Genomic DNA, 21,758 nt, shown 5'->3' on the forward strand with positions numbered 1-21,758 from the left:
GGGGGATGTATCATGGAGTCCACATCTACATGGCAAGCCTTTCTGCGCTTGTTCCGTGTCGCTCAACCACCGAAAGGTCTGTTTATCGGTGCCGTATTGATTTCATTGCTTCAAGCGATGGCTTCACTCGCCATTCCGCTCATCTTGCAACGCGTCGTCGACAATTGGAGCGAGGCCGCGCTCGACGCCCGCCTCGTCGCCATCTTCGTGACGGCGTTTCTCATCCAAGTCGTCTCGAGTGCGATTTCGATTTATTGGCTACATATCGTCGGACAACGGGTCGTCGCCAATTTGCGGACGACGTTATGGGAGCATCTCGTCGCCCTCCCGATCCCGTTCTATGACGGCGTCAAATCAGGGGATCTCGTCTCACGGTTAAATAACGACACGACGACGTTGCAGCAGCTCTTGTCCGAACAGAGCGTCCGTCTCTTGACGTCGTTCGTCTCGGTCATCGGCGCCGTTGGTATCTTGTTCACGCTCGATTGGCAGATGACGCTCGTCATCTTGTTCTCCGTGCCGACGACACTTCTTATCGTCATCCCGCTCGGGCGTAAACTTCGGAAAATCGCCAAGGCGACGCAACATGAGCTCGGTGACTTGTCCGGGTTTTTCGCTGAACTGCTCGGAGAGATCCGGCTCGTCAAATCACAGGCGACCGAATCCGTCGAGGTCGCAGAAGGAAAACGACGCATTGAGCGTCTCTTCGGCCTCGGTGTGCGCGAGGGACGGATTCAAGCGATTTTGATTCCGCTCCTGAACGTCACGTTGACGGCGATGCTGATCGCCATTCTCGGCTTCGGGGCTTATCGCGTCTCGACCGGTGCCTTATCGACCGGTTCGTTACTCGCGTTCATGCTGTACTTGTTCCAAATCATCACGCCGCTCATCACGATGACGGAGTTTATCACTCGGCTCCAAAAAGCACGCGGGGCCACCGAACGAATCTCGGAACTGCTCGCCATCGAGCCGGAACCGTACACGGATGAGCCGTCGACGATTCGACAGTCGTCGCTCTCGTTCGAGGGCCTGACGTTCCGCTATGGCGACCAACCTGTCATTGACGACGTGTCCCTCACTGTCCCGTTCGGTGCCACGACAGCCATCGTCGGACGCAGCGGTGCCGGCAAGACGACACTGTTCGCCCTCGTCGAGCAGTTCTACCTTCCGTCGAGCGGACACATCCATTACGGGGACCGGGACATCTCAACCTACGGCCGCAACGAATGGCGGCAAGTCATCGGCTACGTCGCCCAAGATTCGCCCGTCTTATCCGGGACGGTGCGGCAAAATATCTTATACGGCTTGACCCGGACCGCGACCGAGGATGAGATTCGTCACGCCTGTGATATGGCCAACGCCTGGTCGTTCATCGAGGCGATGCCGGACGGGCTCGACACGGAGATCGGCGAACGCGGCGTCCGTCTGTCAGGCGGTCAGCGTCAACGGCTCGCCATCGCCCGGGCGCTGTTGCGTGACCCGCAAATCTTACTGCTCGACGAGGCGACGTCAAGCCTTGACTCGGAATCTGAGCGCGTCGTGCAAGAAGCGCTAGACCGGCTCATGACAGGACGGACGACACTCGTCATCGCCCACCGGCTCTCGACCGTCCAACACGCCGATCAAATTGTCGTGCTCGAGGACGGCGGCATCAGCGGGCTCGGGACGCATCAAGAGTTGCTTCGAGACAACGTACTCTATGAACGACTCGTGAAACAACAACTTTTAGGAGGCAATCAACTATGAAGACAGTCGGATTTATCGGACTCGGTGTGATGGGTCAATCGATGGTCAGAAACTTAATGAAGGCGGGATTCGAAGTCCAAGCGTATACGCGGACGAAAGAGAAAGCGGCTGATTTATTTGCGGAAGGTGTCCGTTGGTGTGATTCGGTCGAAGCCGTCTGTCAAAACGCCGATGCCGTCATCACCATCGTCGGCTATCCGTCTGACGTCGAGAGTCTTTATTTCGGGGACGGTATGATTTTGCAATCGGCTGAGCCAGGAACGCTCGTCATTGATATGACGACGTCTTCGCCACTCCTGGCCGAACGGATCGCTGATGCCGCAATCGATCGCAGCTTGCTCCCGCTCGACGCACCGGTCACGGGCGGTGACGTCGGTGCCAAGAACGGCACGTTGTCGATTCTCGTCGGCGGCGGCGAATACGCCTTCACGAAGGCGCGACCGCTGTTCGAGGCGATGGGCCAATCGATTGAACGGATGGGGTATGCCGGAAGCGGCCAATATGGGAAACTCGCCAATCAGATCGCAATCGCCGGCATCATGATGGGCAACGCCGAAATGCTCGCCTTCACGAAACGGGCCGGGCTCAATCCCGATCAATTGCGCCAGACGATTCGGGGCGGTGCCGCGGGCAGCTGGACGCTCGAGAACCTTGTTCCCCGGATGATTGTCGAGGACTATGCTCCTGGTTTCTTCATCAAGCATTTCCTGAAGGACATGAAACTCGCCCTCGAGAGCGCCGAACAGTTGAACATCAAACTGCCGAGCCTCGAGTTGGCGTATAAACTGTACTCCATCCTCGAAGAGAACGGCTACGGCGAGAACGGGACGCAGGCGCTCATCGAATACTACATGCATCAGGACGTTTGAATCGTCCCGCTCGTGGAATTAGTAGTACAGAAGGGAGCGATTACAGATGCCATGGAATATGAAAGACTATCCGGAATCACTGAAAAACTTCGACCCGCTCGTCAAAAAGAAAGCCATCGATATCGCCAACGCCTTGCTCGCCCAAGGTTACTCCGATCAAAAGGCGATTCCAATCGCCACGGAACAAGCGAAGAAATGGCACGAACATGCCTCAAAAGAAGAGAAATCTGAGTTTCGTGACGCTCCTGACCCACAAAAGTCGGATCGGCACGGAACATAAAAACAACCGGTCGGCTCATGAGCCGACCGGTTGTTCGTTTGCATCTGTCTGTGCCTTGATTTCGAGATATAACCCGGCGAGCGCCGTACTGATATAAGGCTGTACGAAGATATAGGCCAATCCGCCCGTGAACATGACGAGGACGTACCAGCCGATGAAACTCGCATACAAGCGCAACATCGTCCGTTTATGGCCGCGCATGAGACGCTGGCTTTCTCGCATTGCTTGAAACGCAGACAGTTCCGGTTGGTCCCGTAACACGAACGGGACCATGCGATACGTCAAATAGAACCAGACACCAGGGACAATCAAGAACAGCATGAGCACGTTCAACCCGAGATAAAAGACGGCATAATACGTGACGGACCGAACGTAATCTTTGAGCGAACCGAACGCATCGAACAAGAGCCCGAACGATGGCTTCTCGGCTTTGGCGATATCGAGGAACACCCAGTTGCGTCCCAGTTCGAGCGGGGCGAGTAAGACGGTCGCACCGTACAGCAGACAGATTGACACGAACAGGACGCTCGGGTCGGTCGATTCCAAATCGAGCTGCGTCGTGATGACCGCCTGAACGAGCATCGTCGCCACGACCGCAAGCAGCGAGATGCCCCAGTTGCCGGACAACATCCGAAGAGCAAATTGTTTATAGATTGATGATTGCATGACTTCACCTACAGTATCGTTTTCTTCATTATAGCAAAAAAACAGTCAGCCGACTTTTTTTAGCGTGCCATCTGTTGTTTGATTGCCTTGAACTTGTGCTCATCCAAGCGGCCCTCGGTCCGTACCCCGCTTCCGACATGGACGAAATCAACGCCTAGCCGGTCGATCAGTTGCGCCACATTATCGGCCGTGATGCCGGCACCCGGGAGGACGTTCATCTCCGCCACCTCATGCATCGCACTTAATCGGTCTATGCCTTCTAGTGCCGTCGCTTGTCCTCCGGACGTCAAGACGTGGTCAACTTCTGGGAAGTCGTTTAGCACCGTGATCGCGTCCATCAAGTCGGCCGCGTCATCGATGGCCCGATGGAACGTGAGCACCATCTCGCCTTTATGTTTAATCACTTCTCCGAGCAGCGCCTCATCGATACGCCCTTCGCTCGTCAAGGCTCCGAAGACGATGCCATCGGCCCCGAGTTCACGGCAAAGACCGATATCAGCCAAAATCGTCTCTTCATCTTCCTCGTCATAGACGAACGAGTCCGCATGGGGCCGAATCATGACGTGCACAGGAATGGTAGCCTGTTCGAGCACGTTACGAATCGTCCCGAAACTCGGTGTCGTCCCGCCGGCTGGCAGATCGGCAATCAATTCGAGCCGGTCCGCCCCGAACCGTTCAGCCGTCTTGGCTTCGGTCAACGTTGTCACAATCACTTCAATCATGAAATCCCTCCTCGTTATGGTGCGAAGCGCCACTCGACCTCATGTTCCGCCAGGGCGCGCTTCCAATCCGTCGGTTCCGGAAAATCAGAGATGATGGTCGTCACCTTTGAAAAGTCGGAGACCCGATAGCGTTTTTGTTGATTGAACTGGGTGTGGTCGGCGAGCAAGTAACATTGACGCGATTGATCGATGACCGCCTGCGTCACGGTCGAGAGACCATGGGCATCACACGTCAAGCCGAGCGAGGCATCGACGCCCTCGACAGACAGGATGGCCATATCGAACACGTACGCCTTCAGTTGCTGCAGGACGTGCTCGCCGACGGTGACGAGATGTTTCGGATCAATCGTCCCACCGAGTAATTGGATATCGCCAGTAAACACGCCCTTGGCCCGTTGTTCAAAGAGCGCCTTGGCGACCATGAGCGACGGAGTGACGACGGTCAAATTTCGTCCACGAAGTCTGGCCGCAACTTGCTCTGGGGCGACGCCGTGTCCGATATACAGCAACATATCATCCTCGACGAGCTGAAACGCCGTATAGGCGATGCGACGAATCCCGTCCATGTTCGAGATCATCATCGGTTGGAATGAGACGCTCTGATGGAGCACCGCCCCGCCATACACCCGCTTGATTCGATGCTCTTTCTCAAGCTCTTCTAAGTAGCGGCGAATTGACTCCCCCGAGACGTTCAACCGTTCAATCAACTCGCTCGTCTTCACTTTGCCTTCCCGTTCAATCCATTCAACAATCTTTTGTTTACGTTCTTCTCCAATTAAAGACACTTCCCTGCCTCCTCCGCAAATATCGCTTCCTTTTTCAGTGTAGCGAACGGATGTAAATTTAACGTAAACAGAAAGTAAAGAACGGGCAAATCCAACAGTTTTTTCGAACTTTTCGGCAAAAATCAACGGAAATCCACAAAAAGACAGCCTCATCAAAATGGTTGAAGTTTCACCTTCTCGTTATTTAATGAAAAAACGACCATCCCTTCTCTGTATATCGAGCAGGATGGTCATCGATTGTTACTTTCGCTTTTGAAACAGCGGCACTTTAGGCTCTGTGCCCGCACGGATTCGTTGCCAGTTCGAGCGGTGCTTGATGATGATGAACAAGGCGAGCGGGACAATGACGATGAGCGGCAACCAGTCTTTGGCGATGATGCCATAGGCGACGACGGTCACGATGCCAACAACAGAAGCTGCTATCGATGAGAGCGACACCATCTTTGAAATTAGCAACGTCACGATGAACGTGCCGACGACGACGACGAAAAACCATGGGAACGCAGCAAGCAGGATACCCGCGCTCGTCGCCACCGATTTTCCGCCCTTAAATTTGGCGAAGATAGGGTAAGAGTGGCCGATGATGGCCGGAATCCCAGCGAGGAGCAGACTCATTTCGCTTCCGAATAGAAGCGGCAATAATGCCGCGACCAAGCCTTTCCCCATATCCCCTAATAGGACGATCGTACCCGCTTTCTTCCCAAGCACGCGAAACGTGTTCGTCGTGCCCAAGTTCCCGCTCCCGTGCTCGCGGACATCGACTTTATAGCCGAGCTTACCGACGAGGAGGGCGAACGGGATTGAACCGAGTAGATAGCTGATGATGATAATGATGATTTCTGTCAAATAAGGCATCGCGATTCCCCTTAATTCATGGATTGCTCGAGGTAGCGTTCAAACGGGACGTTCGTCTTATGAACGTTCGTCGCATGCTCCACCCCGATGTAGCGTAAGTGCCACGGTTCAAACATATAACCCGTCTCCGCCTCATAGGCGCGTTGATAGCGGACGATGAACCCATACGTATGGGCATTGTCGGCCAACCACTTGCCTTCTTTCGTCTGTTCAAGGCTCTGTGTCAATTGATACCCGACCGAGGCGCTCGAGACGTCTATGGCGAGTCCCGTCTGATGTTCTGAATGACCCGGCGGTGCCGAATACTTCATCGCTTGTTCTTTTCCGTCTTTGGCGACATAGGCGTTGAACAATTGCACTTGATAGTCGTATGAACGGAACGCGCTCGTCCCTTTCAAATCGATTCCGGCCGTTTTCGCACCGGTCATCAATTTTTCGATTGCCTGTGCCGCTTCTTTACGGAGCATCCTCCGCTCCCCGGACGCCGTGTCGACAAAGTCGATGTTCGCCGTCACGAGGTCGTTCGGTTTGTAACCGGCCGGCAAGGCGATTTTTTTATTGACGAGGATAAGCGTATCGAGTTTCACGTTCGCCATCCCGTTTTGTTCAAGCGGCTGGCTCGGCGTTTGAGCCGGTTCTTCTACAGGCGGTGCTTCCACAACAGGTGCTTCTTCGGCCTCAGGTTCGTCTGCTGCCGGTTCTTCCGCAGGCTCGTCTTCTGCAGGGGGCTCGGCTTCAGTCGCCGGAGCTTCTTCAACCACTTCGTCTTCTGTATCCGTCGACGCAGCGGCCGGAGTTTCTGTTTGTTGTTCGGTTTCAGCCGGTTTGTTATCGGCTTCTTCCGTTTCGTTTTGGTTGCTCGTGTTACAGCCCACCAACGTGAGCGTCAAGGCGCAGCATACCATCAACAGAGATGGTTTTCGCATGCGATCTTCCCCTTTCTTTGTACAAAAAATACCGTCAAGATATGATACCATACTGACGGTACAAAAGAACCACTGTTATGTGACGGGACTCATGACACGCATATACATGTCATGCCACTCTGGAAACTCGCGGTCGAGACGGACCGGCTTGAAGTCGCCCTGTTTGACGACGACGTGGGTCGTCTTCGCCGAACCGACGAGATTTCCGTCTTGATCGGTCAACTCATAGCCATAGACGGTCCGAATCTTGGAATAGCTGTCGACCCATACCCGGACGTGGACCGTATCGCCGAACGTGACGCTCTTCTTATAGTCGACCGAGACGTTCGTCACCGGAGAGACGAAGCCCGCCTGTTCCATGTCTTTATATTCGACCCCGAGCTCGCGCAATAATTCAGTACGAGCGATTTCGAGATACACTAAATAGTTCGCATGATAGACGATGCCCATCATGTCGGTCTCTTGGTAGCGGACCGGAATCTGAATCGTATGCATTAAATCGTCCTCGCTTTCAAGGTCATTATATTATAACTTGGTCTTAATATCTACTACTAAAATCTGATTCAAGTCGTCAGTTTCAGCCTGTCTTTCAATCAAACGGTATGACTGTCTCGCGATGGCTTCATCAATCAACGACAGTGCCGTCCGCGCGTTCGGCCGGTCGATACCAGACAGTCGCTCTTTAAGCGCTTGCTCCACCGTATCGTCATACGTATAGCCAAATTTCGCGGCATACGTCTTAGCAATCTCGACGAGTTGGTCGGTCGAATAATCCTCGAACTGGATGGTTCGCTTAATCCGACTACTCAGTCCAGGATTGGACTCGATCAATCGCCGCATCGGCGCCTCGTATCCCGCCATGACGACGACGAGGTTGTCCCCGTGCTTCGGCATCTCGTCGACGAGCGTATCGATTGCTTCACGACCGTAATCGTTCGGTCCGCCGTTCAAACTATAAGCCTCGTCAATCAACAACACACCGCCGAGCGCATCGCGGATGGCAGCCTTCGTCTTCTGTGCCGTCTGACCGACATAACCACTGACAAGATCGGCCCGGCTGACGACTTTCAAGTGTCCGCGTTTCAAGTAACCGGTCTTCTTCAGCAATTGGGCATAAAGGTGGGCGAACGTCGTCTTCCCTGTCCCGCTGTTGCCGACGAGTGCAGCATGAAGTTGGACAGGTGCCGTCTTCAATCCAAGTTCGCGGCGCCGTTTTTGAATCGTGACGAGCGCCTCGATTTCACGCAGTTGCCGTTTCGCCTCTTCCATCCCGACCAAGTCGTCGAGCGTCGGGGCTGACGTGTCCTCGGTCGCATCCATCTCAAAATCGATTTCCGTCAACAAGGCCATCTCGTCGAGCGGGGCATCGGCACCGAAGCGAGATCCTTTTTTGAACATGGCGTCGAGTAAAATGTTATGCACCGTGCGCGCGTTCCCGAACGTGGCGTCGACCCGTTCCCGGTCAATCCGCGCAATCAAGGCGCGCTTCGCCTCGACCGTCAGGACGTAATTGTTCTCCGCTGCCACTTTCTCGCCGATGGCGACGAGCTCGTCATCACTGTAGTTCGGCAACTCGTAATGGTTCGATTCCGGGAAACGCGAACGTAGTCCCGGATTGGCCAATAGAAAGTGACGCATCTCTTCCGGATAACCGGCGAGGATGACAACGAATTTCCCAGCGTACTCACCACTCGTCATCGCGGCGACGAGCGTATCGATGGCTGCCTGTCCATAGTCACTCCCGCTCGCATCCTGACGTTTAAGCGCGTACGCCTCGTCGATGAACAGGACTCCGCCCTCGGCTTCTTTCACTTTGTTCATGACTTGCTCTTCCGTCTGTCCGACGAACGCGCCGACGAGACTCGACCGATCCGCCTCGACGACGTCGGGACGAGCGAGCAAACCGAGCTCAAAATAAATCTCGGCCATGAGGCGCGCGAGCGTCGTCTTACCGGTGCCTGGGTTTCCCGTGAACACGAGATGGAGCGAAGGTTGGTGTTTGGACGAGAAGCCTGCCTTCTCCCGTTCTTTTTGAAACAAGAGGAAGCGGTACCACGCTTTGACACGTTGCTTCACGTCCGTGAGCCCGATCATCGCCTCGAGTGATTCAATCGCGCTCGACCGAACTTGTTCCGTCTGTTCCGGCAAATGTTCGACGATCGTGGCCAGTCGCTGTTTGACGAGCCCGACCCGCTCACCGAAACGGTGGAACGCCTCACGGCTGAAGTAATTGCCTTGCATCGATGCCAAGAGCGAGGCCGTGTCATCTTCGAGTGCGGCCACTTCTTGCATCGCCTCGATGACGACAAGGAATAACCGCTCGAGCTGTCCTTTGAATTCCGAGTCCCGAAGGTCGGATTTGGCACGGTCAATCTCGTCGTGAAGCTGTTCAAGTTGCTCGAGCAGTTCCGACGTCTTCGCTTCGTATTCGGTTAAAATTTGGACTTTCATCGACGCGTAATCCGCCTCACGTAATTTCGGCCATTCGACGTGCAAATGTTGTTTATGACGTCGCAACACTTCGTATAATTGACTGACGCGGAGAGCTGGCGGTAATGCGTTGAGCGACTCCAATTCCTTGACCCAACGATGTAATAACGGGTCGATAGTCTGGCGCGCTTCGAACCGTCTCGTTGCGAGGAGCGTCAAGGTGCGAATCAACTCTTGACGGTGACCGGTCGCGCGCGACCAATGGGCGTAAGACAATAGCGCCGCTTCCTCGATGCGTCCACCCGCTTCCCAGGCCGTCAAGTCCGATTGCACTTGATCCAAGGTGATCTGTTTCATAGTATTCTCCTTTTTAGACGACAAAGGAGCCGACGTTTTAGTCTGCTCCTCGCCGGATTATCGTGATTCAAAAGAAGTCATCCGAATCGAATGGAACAACTTCCCGTTGTTTCGCGATTCGGCAGCGAGCAAGATTCGCTCGTTCGCGTCGACGTAATACGTGACCGCTTCTTCATTGTCGTCTTCACTGAATATCGATGGGTACTTTTCGACCCATTCTGCCGGGACAGCTTCAGGTGACTCTTTCTTGACGAACGCTTGCGCGGTCCGTCCGATAATATCGACGTCACCTTCGCTCGAACCGAGCGTCCCATCGTCGAGCCATTTACGAATCTGTTCATTCGTCGCCCGCGACAAGAATGGGTGCGGAGCCACGGCGCCGGAGCTCGTCTCTTGACTATTCGTCTCCTCGCCGTCCGGGTTGAACTCACGATAAACGGTTCCGTCCCACTCGGCCCGGGCACCAACGTTAGGGCCCTCCACGACCTCAGACACGAAGTGACCGTCATCATCGTATGTCACTTCATATTCGCGAACTTCCAACGTCTCGCCGTTTTCCGGCAATTTTTTCTCTTCATATCCGATTATGACGGATGTATAGAACGGTTCGGCCCGGTTGACGCGGCCCTCGTCGTCATTCAAGTTCATGATCGAGTAAAAGTTATAGGCGAGCAGGGCGCCGACAATGAGGATTCCCGCAAAAATCACCCAACTCAATCGCTTTTTAACATGTTGTTTCATAGAATGCCCTCCCAATCTTCTTCACTTACTATCCTACACTAGCGAGAGGGTCCTGCAAAACATTTACAACCAAAAAAGGGCCTCGACCGAGACCCTTTCCTTTTATCCGAGCTTATCTTCTTCTTCCTGCTTATACGCTTCAATATACTTGTCCCGTTCGTCCGGTTCATCAGACAAATCTTTGAACAAGGCGACAATCATCAAAATTAATACGAAGATGAACGGGAAAGCGACCAGGATGGCGACCGCTTGTAGCGCTCCGAGTCCACCGACGTATAAGAGCACGGCGGCAATCGATGACTGAATGAGACCCCAGATGAGCTTGATCCGCATCGGCGGCACAAGTTTTCCGTTCGTCGACAACATGCCGAGCACGTATGTCGCCGAGTCCGCTGACGTGATGAAGAAGACAGAGACTAAGAAAATGGCGACGACACTAAGGATCGTGCCAAAGCCACCAAACGTCTCGAACAAGGCGAACAGACCGACTTCCGTGCCGATTTCGTTGACCGTTGCAATCAAGTTTGCCCCACCGTTCAAATCAGCCCAGATGGCCGCACCGCCAAAGACGGAGAACCAGAGCAGACCGAACGAGGTCGGCACGAGCAAGATGCCGATAATGAATTCACGAATCGTACGTCCTTTTGAGACACGAGCGATGAACGTCCCGACGAACGGGGACCATGAAATCCACCAAGCCCAATAGAAAATCGTCCATCCGTTGATCCATTCGCGTTCCACCGGCTCAAACGCGGCCGTCCGGAAACTCATCGACGGTAACTGTTGCAAATATGTCCCGATCGTCTGCGTGAACAGATCGAGGATGAATGCACTCGGTCCGACCATGAGCGTTGCGATCAAGAGGACGATGGCGAGAAAGATGTTCGTATTACTTAAGATACGAATCCCTTTCTCAAGCCCCGTCGAGGCACTGATCATATAGAGTACCGTCACGACGGCAATGATAATCAATTGGGTCGAGAACGCGTTCGGTACGTTCGGAATCAAGAAGTGAATCCCGCCGGCAATTTGCTGGGCCCCGAAGCCGAGCGAAGTCGCCACACCGAACGCGGTCGCGATGATGGCCAACACATCGACCGTCCGTTTGACCGGTATTTCGTAGCGGTCTTTGACGAGTGAGCCGATGGTCTCCCCGATCGTCGCCGGACGCCCTTTCCGGAACGTTGAGTAAGCGATGGCGAGCGCGATCATCGCGTAAATCGCCCATGGGTGCAAGCCCCAGTGGAAAAACGAATATTGCATCGCCGTACGGGCATCGCCCTCAGGTGTGCCCGAATCGAATGGCGGCGCGTGAAAATGTGAAAGCGGTTCGGCTGCCCCCCAGAAGACGAGTCCGATCCCCATCCCGGCACTGAACAACATGGCGAACCATGACAGATACCCGAATTCCGGACGATCCGTGTCTTTCCCGAGTCGAATTGACCCGAACCTCGAGAAGATTAAAAAGATGGCGACAAGTAGAATTCCGGTCGCACTGAGTAAATAAAACCAGCCAAAGCCGTTCGAGAGCCAGCCTTGCAGTTTCGTCGTCACATTTAAGAGACTGGCGTTACCGAGGATACTCTCTGGGATGACACCCCAGATCGTGAATAAGACCGTAATGATGGCTGAAACGAGAAAAACGGTCGTTACTTTGCTTTTCCTTTCCATAATCTCACTCCTATTCAATTTTCTTATTTTCATATACGTTTTCCACCGTAACATAGTTTGTAAACCAGACTCAACCCCGCGACGTGCTCGGACGACCATGTCAAAAAAAGTGACGATGGCATGTCGTCACTCTGGCGGTTTCGGTTCCAAGGACACGATTAACGTCTCGTCAACGACGTAATAGGGCCGTTTCGGCAGTACTTTCAAGTAGCCGCCTTCACGTAATCGAGTCAAATCCAATTGCAGTGTCTGTTGAAATTTTCGAAACGGTATTTTTTTTTCTTGTTCAAAGTATAAATCGAGCGCCCGTTGCACTTGATCCATCTCATAGACCAATTCCCGTTCGTCCTCAGGGACGATATGAAACGTTTCTTTTGACATATAGAACCGCTGTCTCGGTTTACCGGGCAAGTGTTTTTTCAGTCGAGCCAAATCGATTTCTTGCGTCTCGTCGAGCAAGACCGTACGATTGAGGCCTTTCGGTAACGTCTGTTCATATTCATGGATGGCTTCGCGCAGCTGCGGAAGCGTGAGGTCGAACTCTTCCTCCGCCACTTCCTCTTTTTGCGTCATTCGTTGCCACCAGTTTTTACCTGATTTCGTCTGTCGTTCCATACACTCCCCCCTCTCACCATTCTCTTCCCGATATGAGTCATCCTCTCACCTTTTATTCGCATATTCACAAAAAAAAACCTTCCTTTTTTGCAAAGGAAGGTTTTACGTTGCTTATTTCAATTTGTTGCGGAGAACCATCTGCAAGATGCCGCCGTGACGGTAGTAATCGATTTCGACTTCAGAATCGAAGCGAGCGACGACTTTGAACTCGGTCACTGTGCCGTTCTCATGTGTTGCTTTGACGTTCAGGATATCACGTGGGCGGACTGACTCGTCGACTTGGATGTCGATCGCTTCTTCGCCTGTGAGTCCGAGAGAGTCGGCCGACTCCCCGTCCATGAACTGAAGTGGCAAGACACCCATCATGACGAGGTTCGAGCGGTGAATCCGTTCGAAGCTCTGCGCGATGACGGCACGAATTCCGAGCAAGTTCGTTCCTTTGGCTGCCCAGTCACGTGACGAGCCCATACCGTAGTCGTTTCCAGCGAAGACGACAAGGCCTGTGCCTTGCTCTTTGTACTTCATGGCCGCATCGTACATCGGCATGATTTCGCCCGTCGGCCAGTACGTTGTAAAGCCGCCTTCAGTGCCTGGTGCGACTTGGTTACGGATACGGATATTCGCGAACGTACCGCGCATCATGACTTCGTGATTTCCGCGGCGTGAACCATACGAGTTAAAGTCGAGCGGTGCGACACCTTTCGATTGAAGGTATTGGCCGGCTGGTGTCGTTTTCGAGAATGCTCCAGCTGGTGAGATGTGATCGGTCGTGACCGAATCGGCAAACTTCCCGATGACACGAAGGCCGTTCAATGCGTGAACTTCTCCAGCCTCTGGCTCGAGGTTTTCGAAGAACGGTGGGTTTTGGATGTACGTCGAGTCGTCTGAGAAGTCATACAAGTTGCCTTCTGGGACGTCAAGCGCGTTCCAACGTTCATTGCCCGTGAAGACCGTATCGTACTCTTTGCGGAACGCTTCCGGTGAGACGACGTCTTGTACGACCATCTTGATTTCATCGTTCGATGGCCAGATGTCTTTGAAGAAGACTTCATTGCCATCTTTGTCCGTTCCGAACGACTCGTTCATGATATCGAAGTTGACCGACCCAGCGAGTGCGTATGCGACGACGAGTGGCGGTGACGCCAAGAAGTTCGCTTTTACGAGTGGGTGGACGCGGCCTTCGAAGTTACGGTTCCCCGAGAGGACCGACGAGACGAGCAAATCGTTCGATGTGATCGCTTCTTCGACTTCGCGGTCGAGTGGACCCGAGTTGCCGATACATGTCGTACAGCCGTAACCGACGGTGTTGAAACCGAGTTGGTCAAGGTATGGCGTGAGACCGGCTTTGTCGAGGTAGTCGGTAACGACTTTCGAGCCCGGAGCGAGCGACGTCTTCACGAATTTAGGAACGGTGAGCCCGCGTTCGACGGCTTTCTTCGCGACGAGACCTGCGCCGACCATGACGTATGGGTTCGATGTGTTCGTACAGCTCGTGATGGCTGCAATCGCCACGTCACCCGTGCGCATGTCGACAGCGCCGTCCGTGTAGTTGACAGCTGCCGTCTTTTCAAGCTCAGCTTTTTCAAGACCGAAGCCGCTGTGTCCGGCTGGCGCCGTCACGCTGTCGACGAATGCCGACTGAAGGTCTGACAAGTTGATGCGATCTTGTGGACGTTTAGGTCCAGCGAGCGACGGCTCTACTTTCGACAAGTCGAGCGTGAGCGTTTTCGTGAACGACGGGTCGGCCTGGTCTGGCGTATAGAACAAGTCGTTCGCTTTCGAGTAGGCTTCGACGAGGTCGATCAATTCTTCTGGGCGACCTGTCGTGCGCATGTAGTTGAGCGTCTCTGTATCGACTGGGAAGAAGCCACATGTCGCACCATATTCAGGTGCCATGTTGGCGATTGTCGCCCGGTCCGAGAGCGGCATCGTGTGAAGCGACGGTCCGAAGAACTCGACGAACTTGCCGACGACTTTCTCGTTACGGAGCATCTCGGTGACGACGAGCGCGACGTCAGTCGCTGTGACACCCGGGTTGACTTCACCGACGATTTTGACGCCGACGACGTCTGGTACCGGGAAGTAAGACGGTTGTCCGAGCATGCTCGCCTCGGCTTCGATTCCACCGACACCCCAACCGAGGACGCCGAGACCGTTGATCATCGTCGTGTGCGAGTCTGTCCCGACGAGTGAATCTGGATACGCGACATTGCCTTCATCATCGTTCTTCTCGAGGACGACCGAAGCCAAGTACTCCAAGTTGACCTGGTGAACAATCCCTGTCGCAGGCGGTACGGCACGATAGTTATCGAACGCTGTTTGCGCCCAACGCAAGAACTTGTAACGCTCTTCGTTGCGCTCGAACTCGATGTCCATGTTTTTCATGAGTGCGCCGGCAAATCCGTACGCATCGACTTGGACCGAGTGATCGACGACGAGGTCGACCGGGATTTCTGGGTTGATTTTGTTCGGGTCTCCCCCGAGATCGCTCATTGCTTTACGAAGCGAAGCGAGGTCAACGACCGTCGGAACCCCTGTAAAGTCCTGAAGAACGACGCGAGCCGGTTTAAACGGAACATCGATGTCTTTCGAAACTTCGGCAGTACCCCATTTAGCCAAGTTTTCGACGTGTTCTTTCGTGATGGCGCGGCCATCCTGTTGGCGAAGCACCGATTCGAGCAAGACACGAATCGAGTACGGAAGTCGACTAAGTTCCGTCACCCCTTCTTCTTCAAGCTTTTTAAGCCGGTAATAATCGTACGCTTGTCCATTGACCTCGAACTGCGTCCGAGATTTGAAAGCGTCTAATACGTTCGTCTGTTCCATACGATATCCCCCTTTTTGAAAGCGGCGACTTAGGCACGTGCCGTAATCGCTTACTTATCACATGCTTATCATAATACAACTATAGCGTGACGTAAAATACATTCCGTCACAAATTAGTCATAAGTAAAACTTATCAATAGTGTCAGACTCACTGAAACAAGAAAAGACGGCCCTTGGACTAGAGCCGTCTTTAATCATTATTCTGCGCCAATCTCGACGTTGACGTCGAGGGCGTCGACGAGCGTGAGCTCATCTTCATACCGTTCTTTGAAGCGATCGAATGTGAACTCGTTGGCGAACAAGAACACGGGACGCTCCCAACGATCCGTCACGAGCATGTTGCGTGAGTCCTGGAACGGCTTGAGCGCCTTCAACTCCTTGTCCTTCACCCAACGCGCAACGCTGTACGAGACTGGCTCCATACGGATGTCGACGCCGTATTCGTTGTTCAAGCGATACTCGAACACTTCGAATTGGAGTTGACCGACCGCACCGAGATAAATCTCGTTATATTCGTTGCGATACACTTGAATCGCTCCCTCTTGGGCGAGCTGCTCCACACCTTTGTGGAAATGTTTCGACTTGAGCGAGTTGATTGGCGAGACGCGCATGAACAGTTCAGGCGGGAACGTCGGCAACGCCTCGAACGCGATTTTCTGTTTCGACGTCGTGATTGTATCGCCGATTTGGTACGTCCCCGAATCGTAAATCCCGATCACGTCTCCAGCGAACGCCTGATCGACCGTTTCGCGGTCGTTGGCCATGAGCTGCGTCGATTGACTCAATTTAATTTTCTTCCCTGTCCGCGTGAGTGTGACGTCCATGCCGCGCTCGAACACGCCCGAACAGATGCGGACGAAGGCGATGCGGTCACGGTGGGCCGGGTTCATGTTCGCTTGAATCTTGAAGACGAAGCCGCTGAACTCTTCTGACGTCGGGTCGATTGGACCGACATTTGACTTACGGGCCTCAGGGGCCGGTGACATGGCGAGATAGTGGTTCAAGAACGATGTCACACCGAAGTCGACGAGGGCCGTCCCGAAAAAGACCGGAGTCAATTTCCCGTGCTGAATCGCATCGACTTCGATTTCATTGCCGGCACCGTCGAGAAGATCGATTTCGTCTCGAAGGTTCGTCAAGTTCTCTTCCGTCAAATAGTCGGCGAGAATCGGGTCATTGACGCCGTCCTCGTTTAACGTGAGCGTCGATTTTTCACCGCGGAACAAGTGAACTTCGTTCTTCAGACGGTCGTACACGCCTTCGAACTGCATCCCGCTCCCGATCGGCCACGTGACGGCGACCGAAGGCATGCCGAGCACTTCTTCGAGCTCTTCCATGAGTTCAAGTGGGTCTCTCGCTTGGCGGTCCAATTTGTTCATGAACGTGAAGATTGGAATTCCCCGCATCCGACAGACTTGGAATAATTTCTTCGTCTGCGTCTCAATCCCTTTGGCCGCATCGATGACCATGACGGCACTATCGACCGACGTCAACACACGATACGTGTCTTCCCCGAAATCGTTGTGTCCGGGCGTGTCCATAATTGAGACGACCTTATCTTGATAGACGAACTGCATGACCGACGAGGTGACCGAGATCCCACGTTGTTTCTCGATTTCCATCCAGTCCGACTTGGCATGCTTGGAATTTTTGCGGGCTTTGACCGTCCCCGCCTCACGGATGGCACCCCCGTGAAGGAGCAACTTCTCCGTCAGCGTCGTCTTACCGGCATCTGGGTGCGAGATGATGCCGAAAATACGACGCTTCTCAACTTCTTGTTTTAATTGATTCATGTATGGCTCTTTCCTTTCTGGACAATACGATTTATACGATGTCTTGCTCACTGCAACGCTATCTATTCTAACGAAACCGGCCCGTTTCGTCCATCTTTATAGTAGGGAATGAATAGCTGTAGCTTTTGTATCGCGCCCCTTTTTTGTATACTTAGCTTGAATGATCGTGAAATGACAGAACGGGGGAAAAACGATGCCAGAAAACTTAATGATGTATTTCATTGTCTTCTGGGGATTCGTGATGATCGGGTTAATGTCGATCGGCGGTTACTTTATGTTCCGTAAATTTTTGAAACGAATGCCAAAAGAAGATGGACGCTCACTACTCGACATCGAGGATGACTACATCGACAAGACGCGCCACTTATGGACGCCGGAGACGCGAACGTTGCTCGACCGCCTCGTCACGCCGGTACCAGAGCTGTTCCGCGACGTCGCCATCCGCAAGATCGCCGGTAAGATCGGACAATTCGCCCTCGAGACCCGGGCCCGTGAAATGACAACCGAGCTCGTCGTCAAAGGCTATATCGCCGCAACACCAAAACGGGATCATAAGTTCTTAAAGAAGGCACTAGAAGAAGAGCAAATCGACTGGAAAGTGTATCAACATTACTTCCAACAATGAGACGAGACGTCAGGACATGTGCCTGGCGTCTTTTTGTTCACTCTTGATGTCGACTCATCGTAGCCGACTGATTATGTTTCCTGCTTACGAAATTGTGCCATACGACTAATAGGTCAAAAGTACCCTTTTCACGAGTGATAACTATCTAAAGATAATGTTCATAATATAGACAATATTGGAAACGCTTACATTAAAGTGGTATGACCAATCTTAGTATAACAATTTCGTTTTCCGCAATAAAAAATGGATAGCTTTTCCTTTATTTACATTTCTATAATGTACGTATCTTGATGCCGAAGGAGGTTTTTATATGCATGATGTCACACAAGTTACGCAAACCGACAGTACCCGCTCCGCCGAAGCGATTGTCGAGAGCCAGACGTTTCACAAACTGATGCGAGAAAAGAATCGGTTCATTGTTCCATCCATCATCTTCTCCCTTATCTTCTACTTCACGTTGCCAATCTCGACAAGTTACTTCACCTTTTTGAATATCCCGGTCGCCGGAGACATCACATGGGCCTGGGTGCTCGCCTTCGCCCAATTCTTTATGACCTGGATGTTCTGTGTGATGTACAGCCGCCGGGCCCGTCGGTTTGACGAACTCGTCACCGCCATCAAACAAGAGGAGGACGACCGATGAACTGGACCGCTATTTTATTATTCCTCGCGATTGTCGGGCTCACGCTCGTCATCACGTTCTTCGCCGCTCGTAAAACGAAGACCGCGAGCGACTTTTATACGGCCGATGGAGGGTTGACCGGTTTCCAAAATGGGCTCGCCATCGCCGGGGACTATATGTCGGCAGCTTCTTTCCTCGGGATTGCCGGGATGATTGCCCTCGCCGGATTTGACGGTTTCTTCTATTCAATCGGCTTCTTGGTGGCTTATCTCGTTGTGCTCTACCTCGTGGCCGAGCCGCTCCGTAACCTTGGCAAGTATACGATGGCCGATATGATTGCGGCTCGATTCAACAAACCGCGCGTGCGCGGTGTCGCCGCCATGAACGCCATCGTCATCTCGATTTTCTATATGATCGCCCAGCTCGTCGGGGCCGGCGCGCTCATCGAGTTATTGCTCGGCATCCCATACACGACGAGTGTCGTCGTCGTCGGGATTTTGATGACGGTGTACGTCGTCTTCGGAGGGATGACCGCGACGTCATGGGTACAGATCACGAAAGCTGTGCTATTGATGATCGGGACCGCCATCATCTCGTTTCTCGTGTTCGCTCGCTTTGACTTCTCTGTCTTCACCATGTTCTCCGAAGTGAGCAAGGCGACGCCGCTCGGCGACAGTTTCTTGAACCCAGGCAACAAGTTCAAGCTCCCGCTCGACACGATCTCGCTCAACTTGGCACTCGTCCTCGGGACGGCGGGGCTGCCCCACATCCTTATCCGTTTCTTCACGGTCAAAGATGCACCGACAGCACGCCAATCGGTCGTCTATGCGACATGGATCATCGGTGCGTTCTACATATTGACAATCTTCCTCGGATTCGGGGCTGCCGCATTCGTCGGCTCGGATGCCATTATCGCCGCCAACCCGGCCGGGAACATGGCCGCACCGCTCCTGGCCCAAGTGCTCGGCGGCGACTTGTTGTTCGCCTTTGTCGCGGCAATCGCATTTGCCACGATCCTTGCCGTCGTCGCCGGCCTCGTCCTTTCGGCCGCCTCGGCATTCGCCCACGACTTCTATGGACATATCGTCCGTAAGGGAGAAGCGACTGAGAAAGAACAAGTCACGGCTGCCCGCATCGCTTCGATCGCTGTCGCCCTCGTCTCGATGGGACTCGCGTTTTTCGCACAGTCGATGAACGTCGCTTTCCTCGTCTCGCTCGCTTTCGCCGTGGCCGCCAGTGCGAACTTGCCGGTCATCTTGTTCACGATTTACTGGAGACGGTTCAACACCGGAGGAGCCGTGTTCGGCATGATTGTCGGCTTGTTCTCGTCACTCTTCCTCGTCGCCATCAGCCCGAACGTATGGGCGCCGGACGGTTCCGCCATCTTTATCGGTGAGGCTCTGTTCCCGCTCACGAATCCGGGCATCGTGTCGATCCCGCTCGGTTTCCTCGCCGCTATCGTCGGGACGTACGTGACGAAGTCAGATGAAGTCGCCGGAAACTTCGAACGGATTCTCGTCAAGGCCAACACCGGAATCGATGCCGAGACCGAAGCAGCCATGACCAAAAAATCTTCTTAATCGACAAAACGGCGTCCCTCGCAAGGGACGCCGTTTATGATGCTACGATTTGTTTGTACTTTTGATACATGGCGATGCGCCACGGGACAATCATGCCCCAGGCGATCAAATAGAACAGGCCGCCCGTCGCGAATATGTTTACCTCGTCCCCGAGAAACGCCTTCATGACCGTCCGGATGGCCAATAAGACAAACACGACGATAAAGAACGCTTTCGAACGGGATAGATAAACTTCCCCGTCACGTTTCTCGAAATTCGACGTCTTGATGAGGAACACGCTGAAAATCAATCCGACGATCAGCGCCTCTCCGACCTCGAGCCAAGTCAGCCGAAACGCCGGGACGAGAAATTGTAACATGCCCGTCGACATCGCCAGCGGCGGAATCAAAATCTTTTTCGCATTCGTCGGACGTGCTGACGCTTTGACGCGAACGAAGCTCGCAATCAAGCCCATCATCAGTGCGACGAGGGTCGATCCCCAAAATATCGACATTCGGTCAACCCCTTTAAAATCCGGTGAATCCTACTAATTCGCTCATCCAAGCAGCGAAGCGGTTCATTCCATCAAAATATAATACGACACCGAAAGCCATCATCAAATAGCCTCCGAATCTTGCTACCTTGGCACTGTTGCGTGCCAAATACTTGATTTTGCCGACAAAACCGGCCATGACGAGGAACGGGATGGCAAAACCGATGACGTAGGCCAACATGTACCCCATTCCCTGACTCGGGTTCGAGGCCGCGAGGGCGATGACGCCAGCAAGAATTGGTCCGGTACAAGGTGTCCACCCTGCCGCGAAGCCGATGCCGATGAGTGCCGTCCCAAAATAGCCACTCTTGCGCTCTCCCAATGCGAGCTTTTTCTCGCGCATCATAAAGCGTGGTTGCCATAGCCCTGCCAAGAAGACACCAAATACGAAGATGAGGATGGCACCGAACATGCGCAAGCTATCTTTGTATTGAATGAACACGTCGGCGATCAGCGAGGTCGACAAACCGAGCACGAGAAAGACGATGGAGAAACCGAAGAGAAATGAGAACGTATGAAACCATGCCGTGCGCTGCCGCAGTCCTTCACTCTTCAAATCAGAGACAGAGACCCCAGTGATATACGATAAAAAGACTGGATACAACGGTAGCGTGCACGGAGACAAAAATGACAAGACGCCCGCCCCAAATGCGAGCCAAAGGGTAACTTCCATGCGATCTTCCACCTTTCAGCCCCATTATAGCGAAAACCTTTTCAAAATGCTCGAATCTTTTTCTGCAACGATTTTTTGAGTGAAATTGTAATCTTTGAAATGGAAATGAAACTTGTAAACAGTAGTGTTAGATGCTAATATTTGGATATTCCTAAGAAACAGTTTTGACTTTATAACGATGGGGGAAATACCGTGGCGGTCATCACAGCTGAAAACTTACATTATGCCATTGAACAGAAACGCGATGAACTGTACGAAATCGCTTCACAGCAAAGTTGGACGTCTCCTGAAGTGATTCACGTCAGCCAAGAGTTAGACAAGCTGATCACACGTCACGTCCTGGCTATACATGCTTCAGAACACCTAAATTTTTAAATGAACGGCTCTCCGCATCACATTTGTGGAGAGCCTTTTCATGGAAAAAAAGACGCCGGTATTGGCGTC

Annotated in this window: 21 protein-coding genes; 7 read left to right on the top strand and 14 right to left on the bottom strand. The window is 53.2% G+C overall.

Annotated elements, in window-relative coordinates; genetic code table 11:
- The first annotated feature begins 12 nt into the window (after nt 1–12).
- The 3 genes from KNP80_RS00280 to KNP80_RS00290 are packed head-to-tail and all read left to right on the top strand — an operon-like array spanning nt 13 to nt 2,895.
- Complete coding sequence (locus KNP80_RS00280; RefSeq protein WP_021067561.1) at nt 13–1,746, top strand: ABC transporter ATP-binding protein; 1,734 nt, start codon at nt 13–15, stop codon at nt 1,744–1,746.
- A complete protein-coding gene (locus tag KNP80_RS00285; protein WP_214720210.1) occupies nt 1,743–2,615 on the top strand; it encodes an NAD(P)-dependent oxidoreductase in 873 nt (290 codons plus the stop codon). Before KNP80_RS00280 ends, KNP80_RS00285 begins: the two co-directional genes overlap by 4 nt.
- 46 nt (nt 2,616–2,661) lie before the next feature.
- Nucleotides 2,662–2,895 carry a DUF2188 domain-containing protein gene (locus KNP80_RS00290; RefSeq protein WP_021067563.1) on the top strand — a complete coding sequence of 78 codons (234 nt, stop codon included), beginning with the start codon at nt 2,662–2,664 and terminating at the stop codon, nt 2,893–2,895.
- Nucleotides 2,896–2,910: 15 nt separating this feature from the next.
- On the opposite strand, the gene KNP80_RS00295 is transcribed toward KNP80_RS00290, so the two are convergent.
- From KNP80_RS00295 to KNP80_RS00350, 12 genes are all read right to left on the bottom strand, one after another.
- Nucleotides 2,911–3,561, bottom strand: coding sequence for a DUF975 family protein (locus KNP80_RS00295; RefSeq protein ID WP_214833398.1), 651 nt, complete (start codon nt 3,559–3,561; stop codon nt 2,911–2,913).
- A 59-nt stretch (nt 3,562–3,620) separates the two neighbouring features.
- Entirely contained in the window at nt 3,621–4,283 is a 663-nt protein-coding gene (locus KNP80_RS00300; RefSeq protein ID WP_214720212.1) for a copper homeostasis protein CutC, read from the bottom strand.
- Between the two features lie 14 nt (nt 4,284–4,297).
- Nucleotides 4,298–5,068, bottom strand: a complete 771-nt coding sequence (locus KNP80_RS00305; protein WP_214720213.1) for a DeoR/GlpR family DNA-binding transcription regulator — start codon at nt 5,066–5,068, stop codon at nt 4,298–4,300.
- A 240-nt stretch (nt 5,069–5,308) separates the two neighbouring features.
- On the bottom strand, nt 5,309–5,923 hold the full coding sequence (gene plsY / locus KNP80_RS00310; protein ID WP_214720214.1) for a glycerol-3-phosphate 1-O-acyltransferase PlsY: 615 nt from the start codon (nt 5,921–5,923) through the stop codon (nt 5,309–5,311).
- Between the two features lie 11 nt (nt 5,924–5,934).
- Nucleotides 5,935–6,849, bottom strand: coding sequence for a M15 family metallopeptidase (locus tag KNP80_RS00315; protein ID WP_214720215.1), 915 nt, complete (start codon nt 6,847–6,849; stop codon nt 5,935–5,937).
- A 75-nt stretch (nt 6,850–6,924) separates the two neighbouring features.
- Nucleotides 6,925–7,344 (bottom strand): acyl-CoA thioesterase, encoded by a 420-nt coding sequence (locus tag KNP80_RS00320; protein WP_214720216.1) that lies wholly within the window; start codon nt 7,342–7,344, stop codon nt 6,925–6,927.
- A gap of 30 nt (nt 7,345–7,374) precedes the next feature.
- Nucleotides 7,375–9,636, bottom strand: a complete 2,262-nt coding sequence (locus KNP80_RS00325; protein ID WP_214720217.1) for an AAA family ATPase — start codon at nt 9,634–9,636, stop codon at nt 7,375–7,377.
- 57 nt (nt 9,637–9,693) lie between these two features.
- Nucleotides 9,694–10,377 (bottom strand): hypothetical protein, encoded by a 684-nt coding sequence (locus KNP80_RS00330; protein WP_214720218.1) that lies wholly within the window; start codon nt 10,375–10,377, stop codon nt 9,694–9,696.
- 102 nt (nt 10,378–10,479) lie between these two features.
- Entirely contained in the window at nt 10,480–12,048 is a 1,569-nt protein-coding gene (locus KNP80_RS00335) for a BCCT family transporter (protein WP_214720219.1), read from the bottom strand.
- Nucleotides 12,049–12,174: 126 nt separating this feature from the next.
- A complete protein-coding gene (locus KNP80_RS00340) occupies nt 12,175–12,663 on the bottom strand; it encodes a DUF3939 domain-containing protein (protein WP_251128795.1) in 489 nt (162 codons plus the stop codon).
- 111 nt (nt 12,664–12,774) lie between these two features.
- Nucleotides 12,775–15,489, bottom strand: a complete 2,715-nt coding sequence (gene acnA, locus KNP80_RS00345) for an aconitate hydratase AcnA (protein ID WP_214720220.1) — start codon at nt 15,487–15,489, stop codon at nt 12,775–12,777.
- A 197-nt stretch (nt 15,490–15,686) separates the two neighbouring features.
- Entirely contained in the window at nt 15,687–17,282 is a 1,596-nt protein-coding gene (locus KNP80_RS00350; protein WP_021067575.1) for a peptide chain release factor 3, read from the bottom strand.
- Between the two features lie 193 nt (nt 17,283–17,475).
- Between KNP80_RS00350 and KNP80_RS00355 the strand changes: the two genes are divergently transcribed.
- The 3 genes from KNP80_RS00355 to KNP80_RS00365 all read left to right on the top strand — a co-directional run bounded on the left by KNP80_RS00355 (nt 17,476) and on the right by KNP80_RS00365 (nt 20,109).
- The gene (locus KNP80_RS00355; RefSeq protein ID WP_021067576.1) at nt 17,476–17,907 is read left to right on the top strand and encodes a DUF2621 domain-containing protein; all 432 of its coding nucleotides are present in this window, start codon (nt 17,476–17,478) and stop codon (nt 17,905–17,907) included.
- Nucleotides 17,908–18,217: 310 nt separating this feature from the next.
- Complete coding sequence (locus KNP80_RS00360) at nt 18,218–18,550, top strand: DUF485 domain-containing protein (protein ID WP_214720221.1); 333 nt, start codon at nt 18,218–18,220, stop codon at nt 18,548–18,550.
- The gene (locus KNP80_RS00365) at nt 18,547–20,109 is read left to right on the top strand and encodes a solute symporter family protein (RefSeq protein ID WP_214714766.1); all 1,563 of its coding nucleotides are present in this window, start codon (nt 18,547–18,549) and stop codon (nt 20,107–20,109) included. The genes KNP80_RS00360 and KNP80_RS00365 overlap by 4 nt, the downstream gene beginning before the upstream one ends.
- Before the next feature lie 34 nt (nt 20,110–20,143).
- Here the strand turns inward: KNP80_RS00365 and KNP80_RS00370 are convergent, their stop codons facing one another.
- Together KNP80_RS00370 and KNP80_RS00375 are read right to left on the bottom strand one after the other, a co-directional pair.
- Nucleotides 20,144–20,596: a CcdC family protein gene (locus KNP80_RS00370; protein WP_034797347.1), complete on the bottom strand. Its 453-nt coding sequence runs from the start codon at nt 20,594–20,596 to the stop codon at nt 20,144–20,146.
- Between the two features lie 19 nt (nt 20,597–20,615).
- Nucleotides 20,616–21,314, bottom strand: a complete 699-nt coding sequence (locus tag KNP80_RS00375; RefSeq protein WP_021067580.1) for a cytochrome c biogenesis CcdA family protein — start codon at nt 21,312–21,314, stop codon at nt 20,616–20,618.
- 192 nt (nt 21,315–21,506) lie between these two features.
- Between KNP80_RS00375 and KNP80_RS00380 the strand changes: the two genes are divergently transcribed.
- Entirely contained in the window at nt 21,507–21,689 is a 183-nt protein-coding gene (locus KNP80_RS00380; protein WP_214720222.1) for an aspartyl-phosphate phosphatase Spo0E family protein, read from the top strand.
- Nucleotides 21,690–21,758: the final 69 nt, after the last annotated feature.

The sequence above is a fragment of the Exiguobacterium sp. E4787 genome (assembly GCF_018618375.1).
GTDB lineage: Bacteria > Bacillota > Bacilli > Exiguobacteriales > Exiguobacteriaceae > Exiguobacterium > Exiguobacterium chiriqhucha.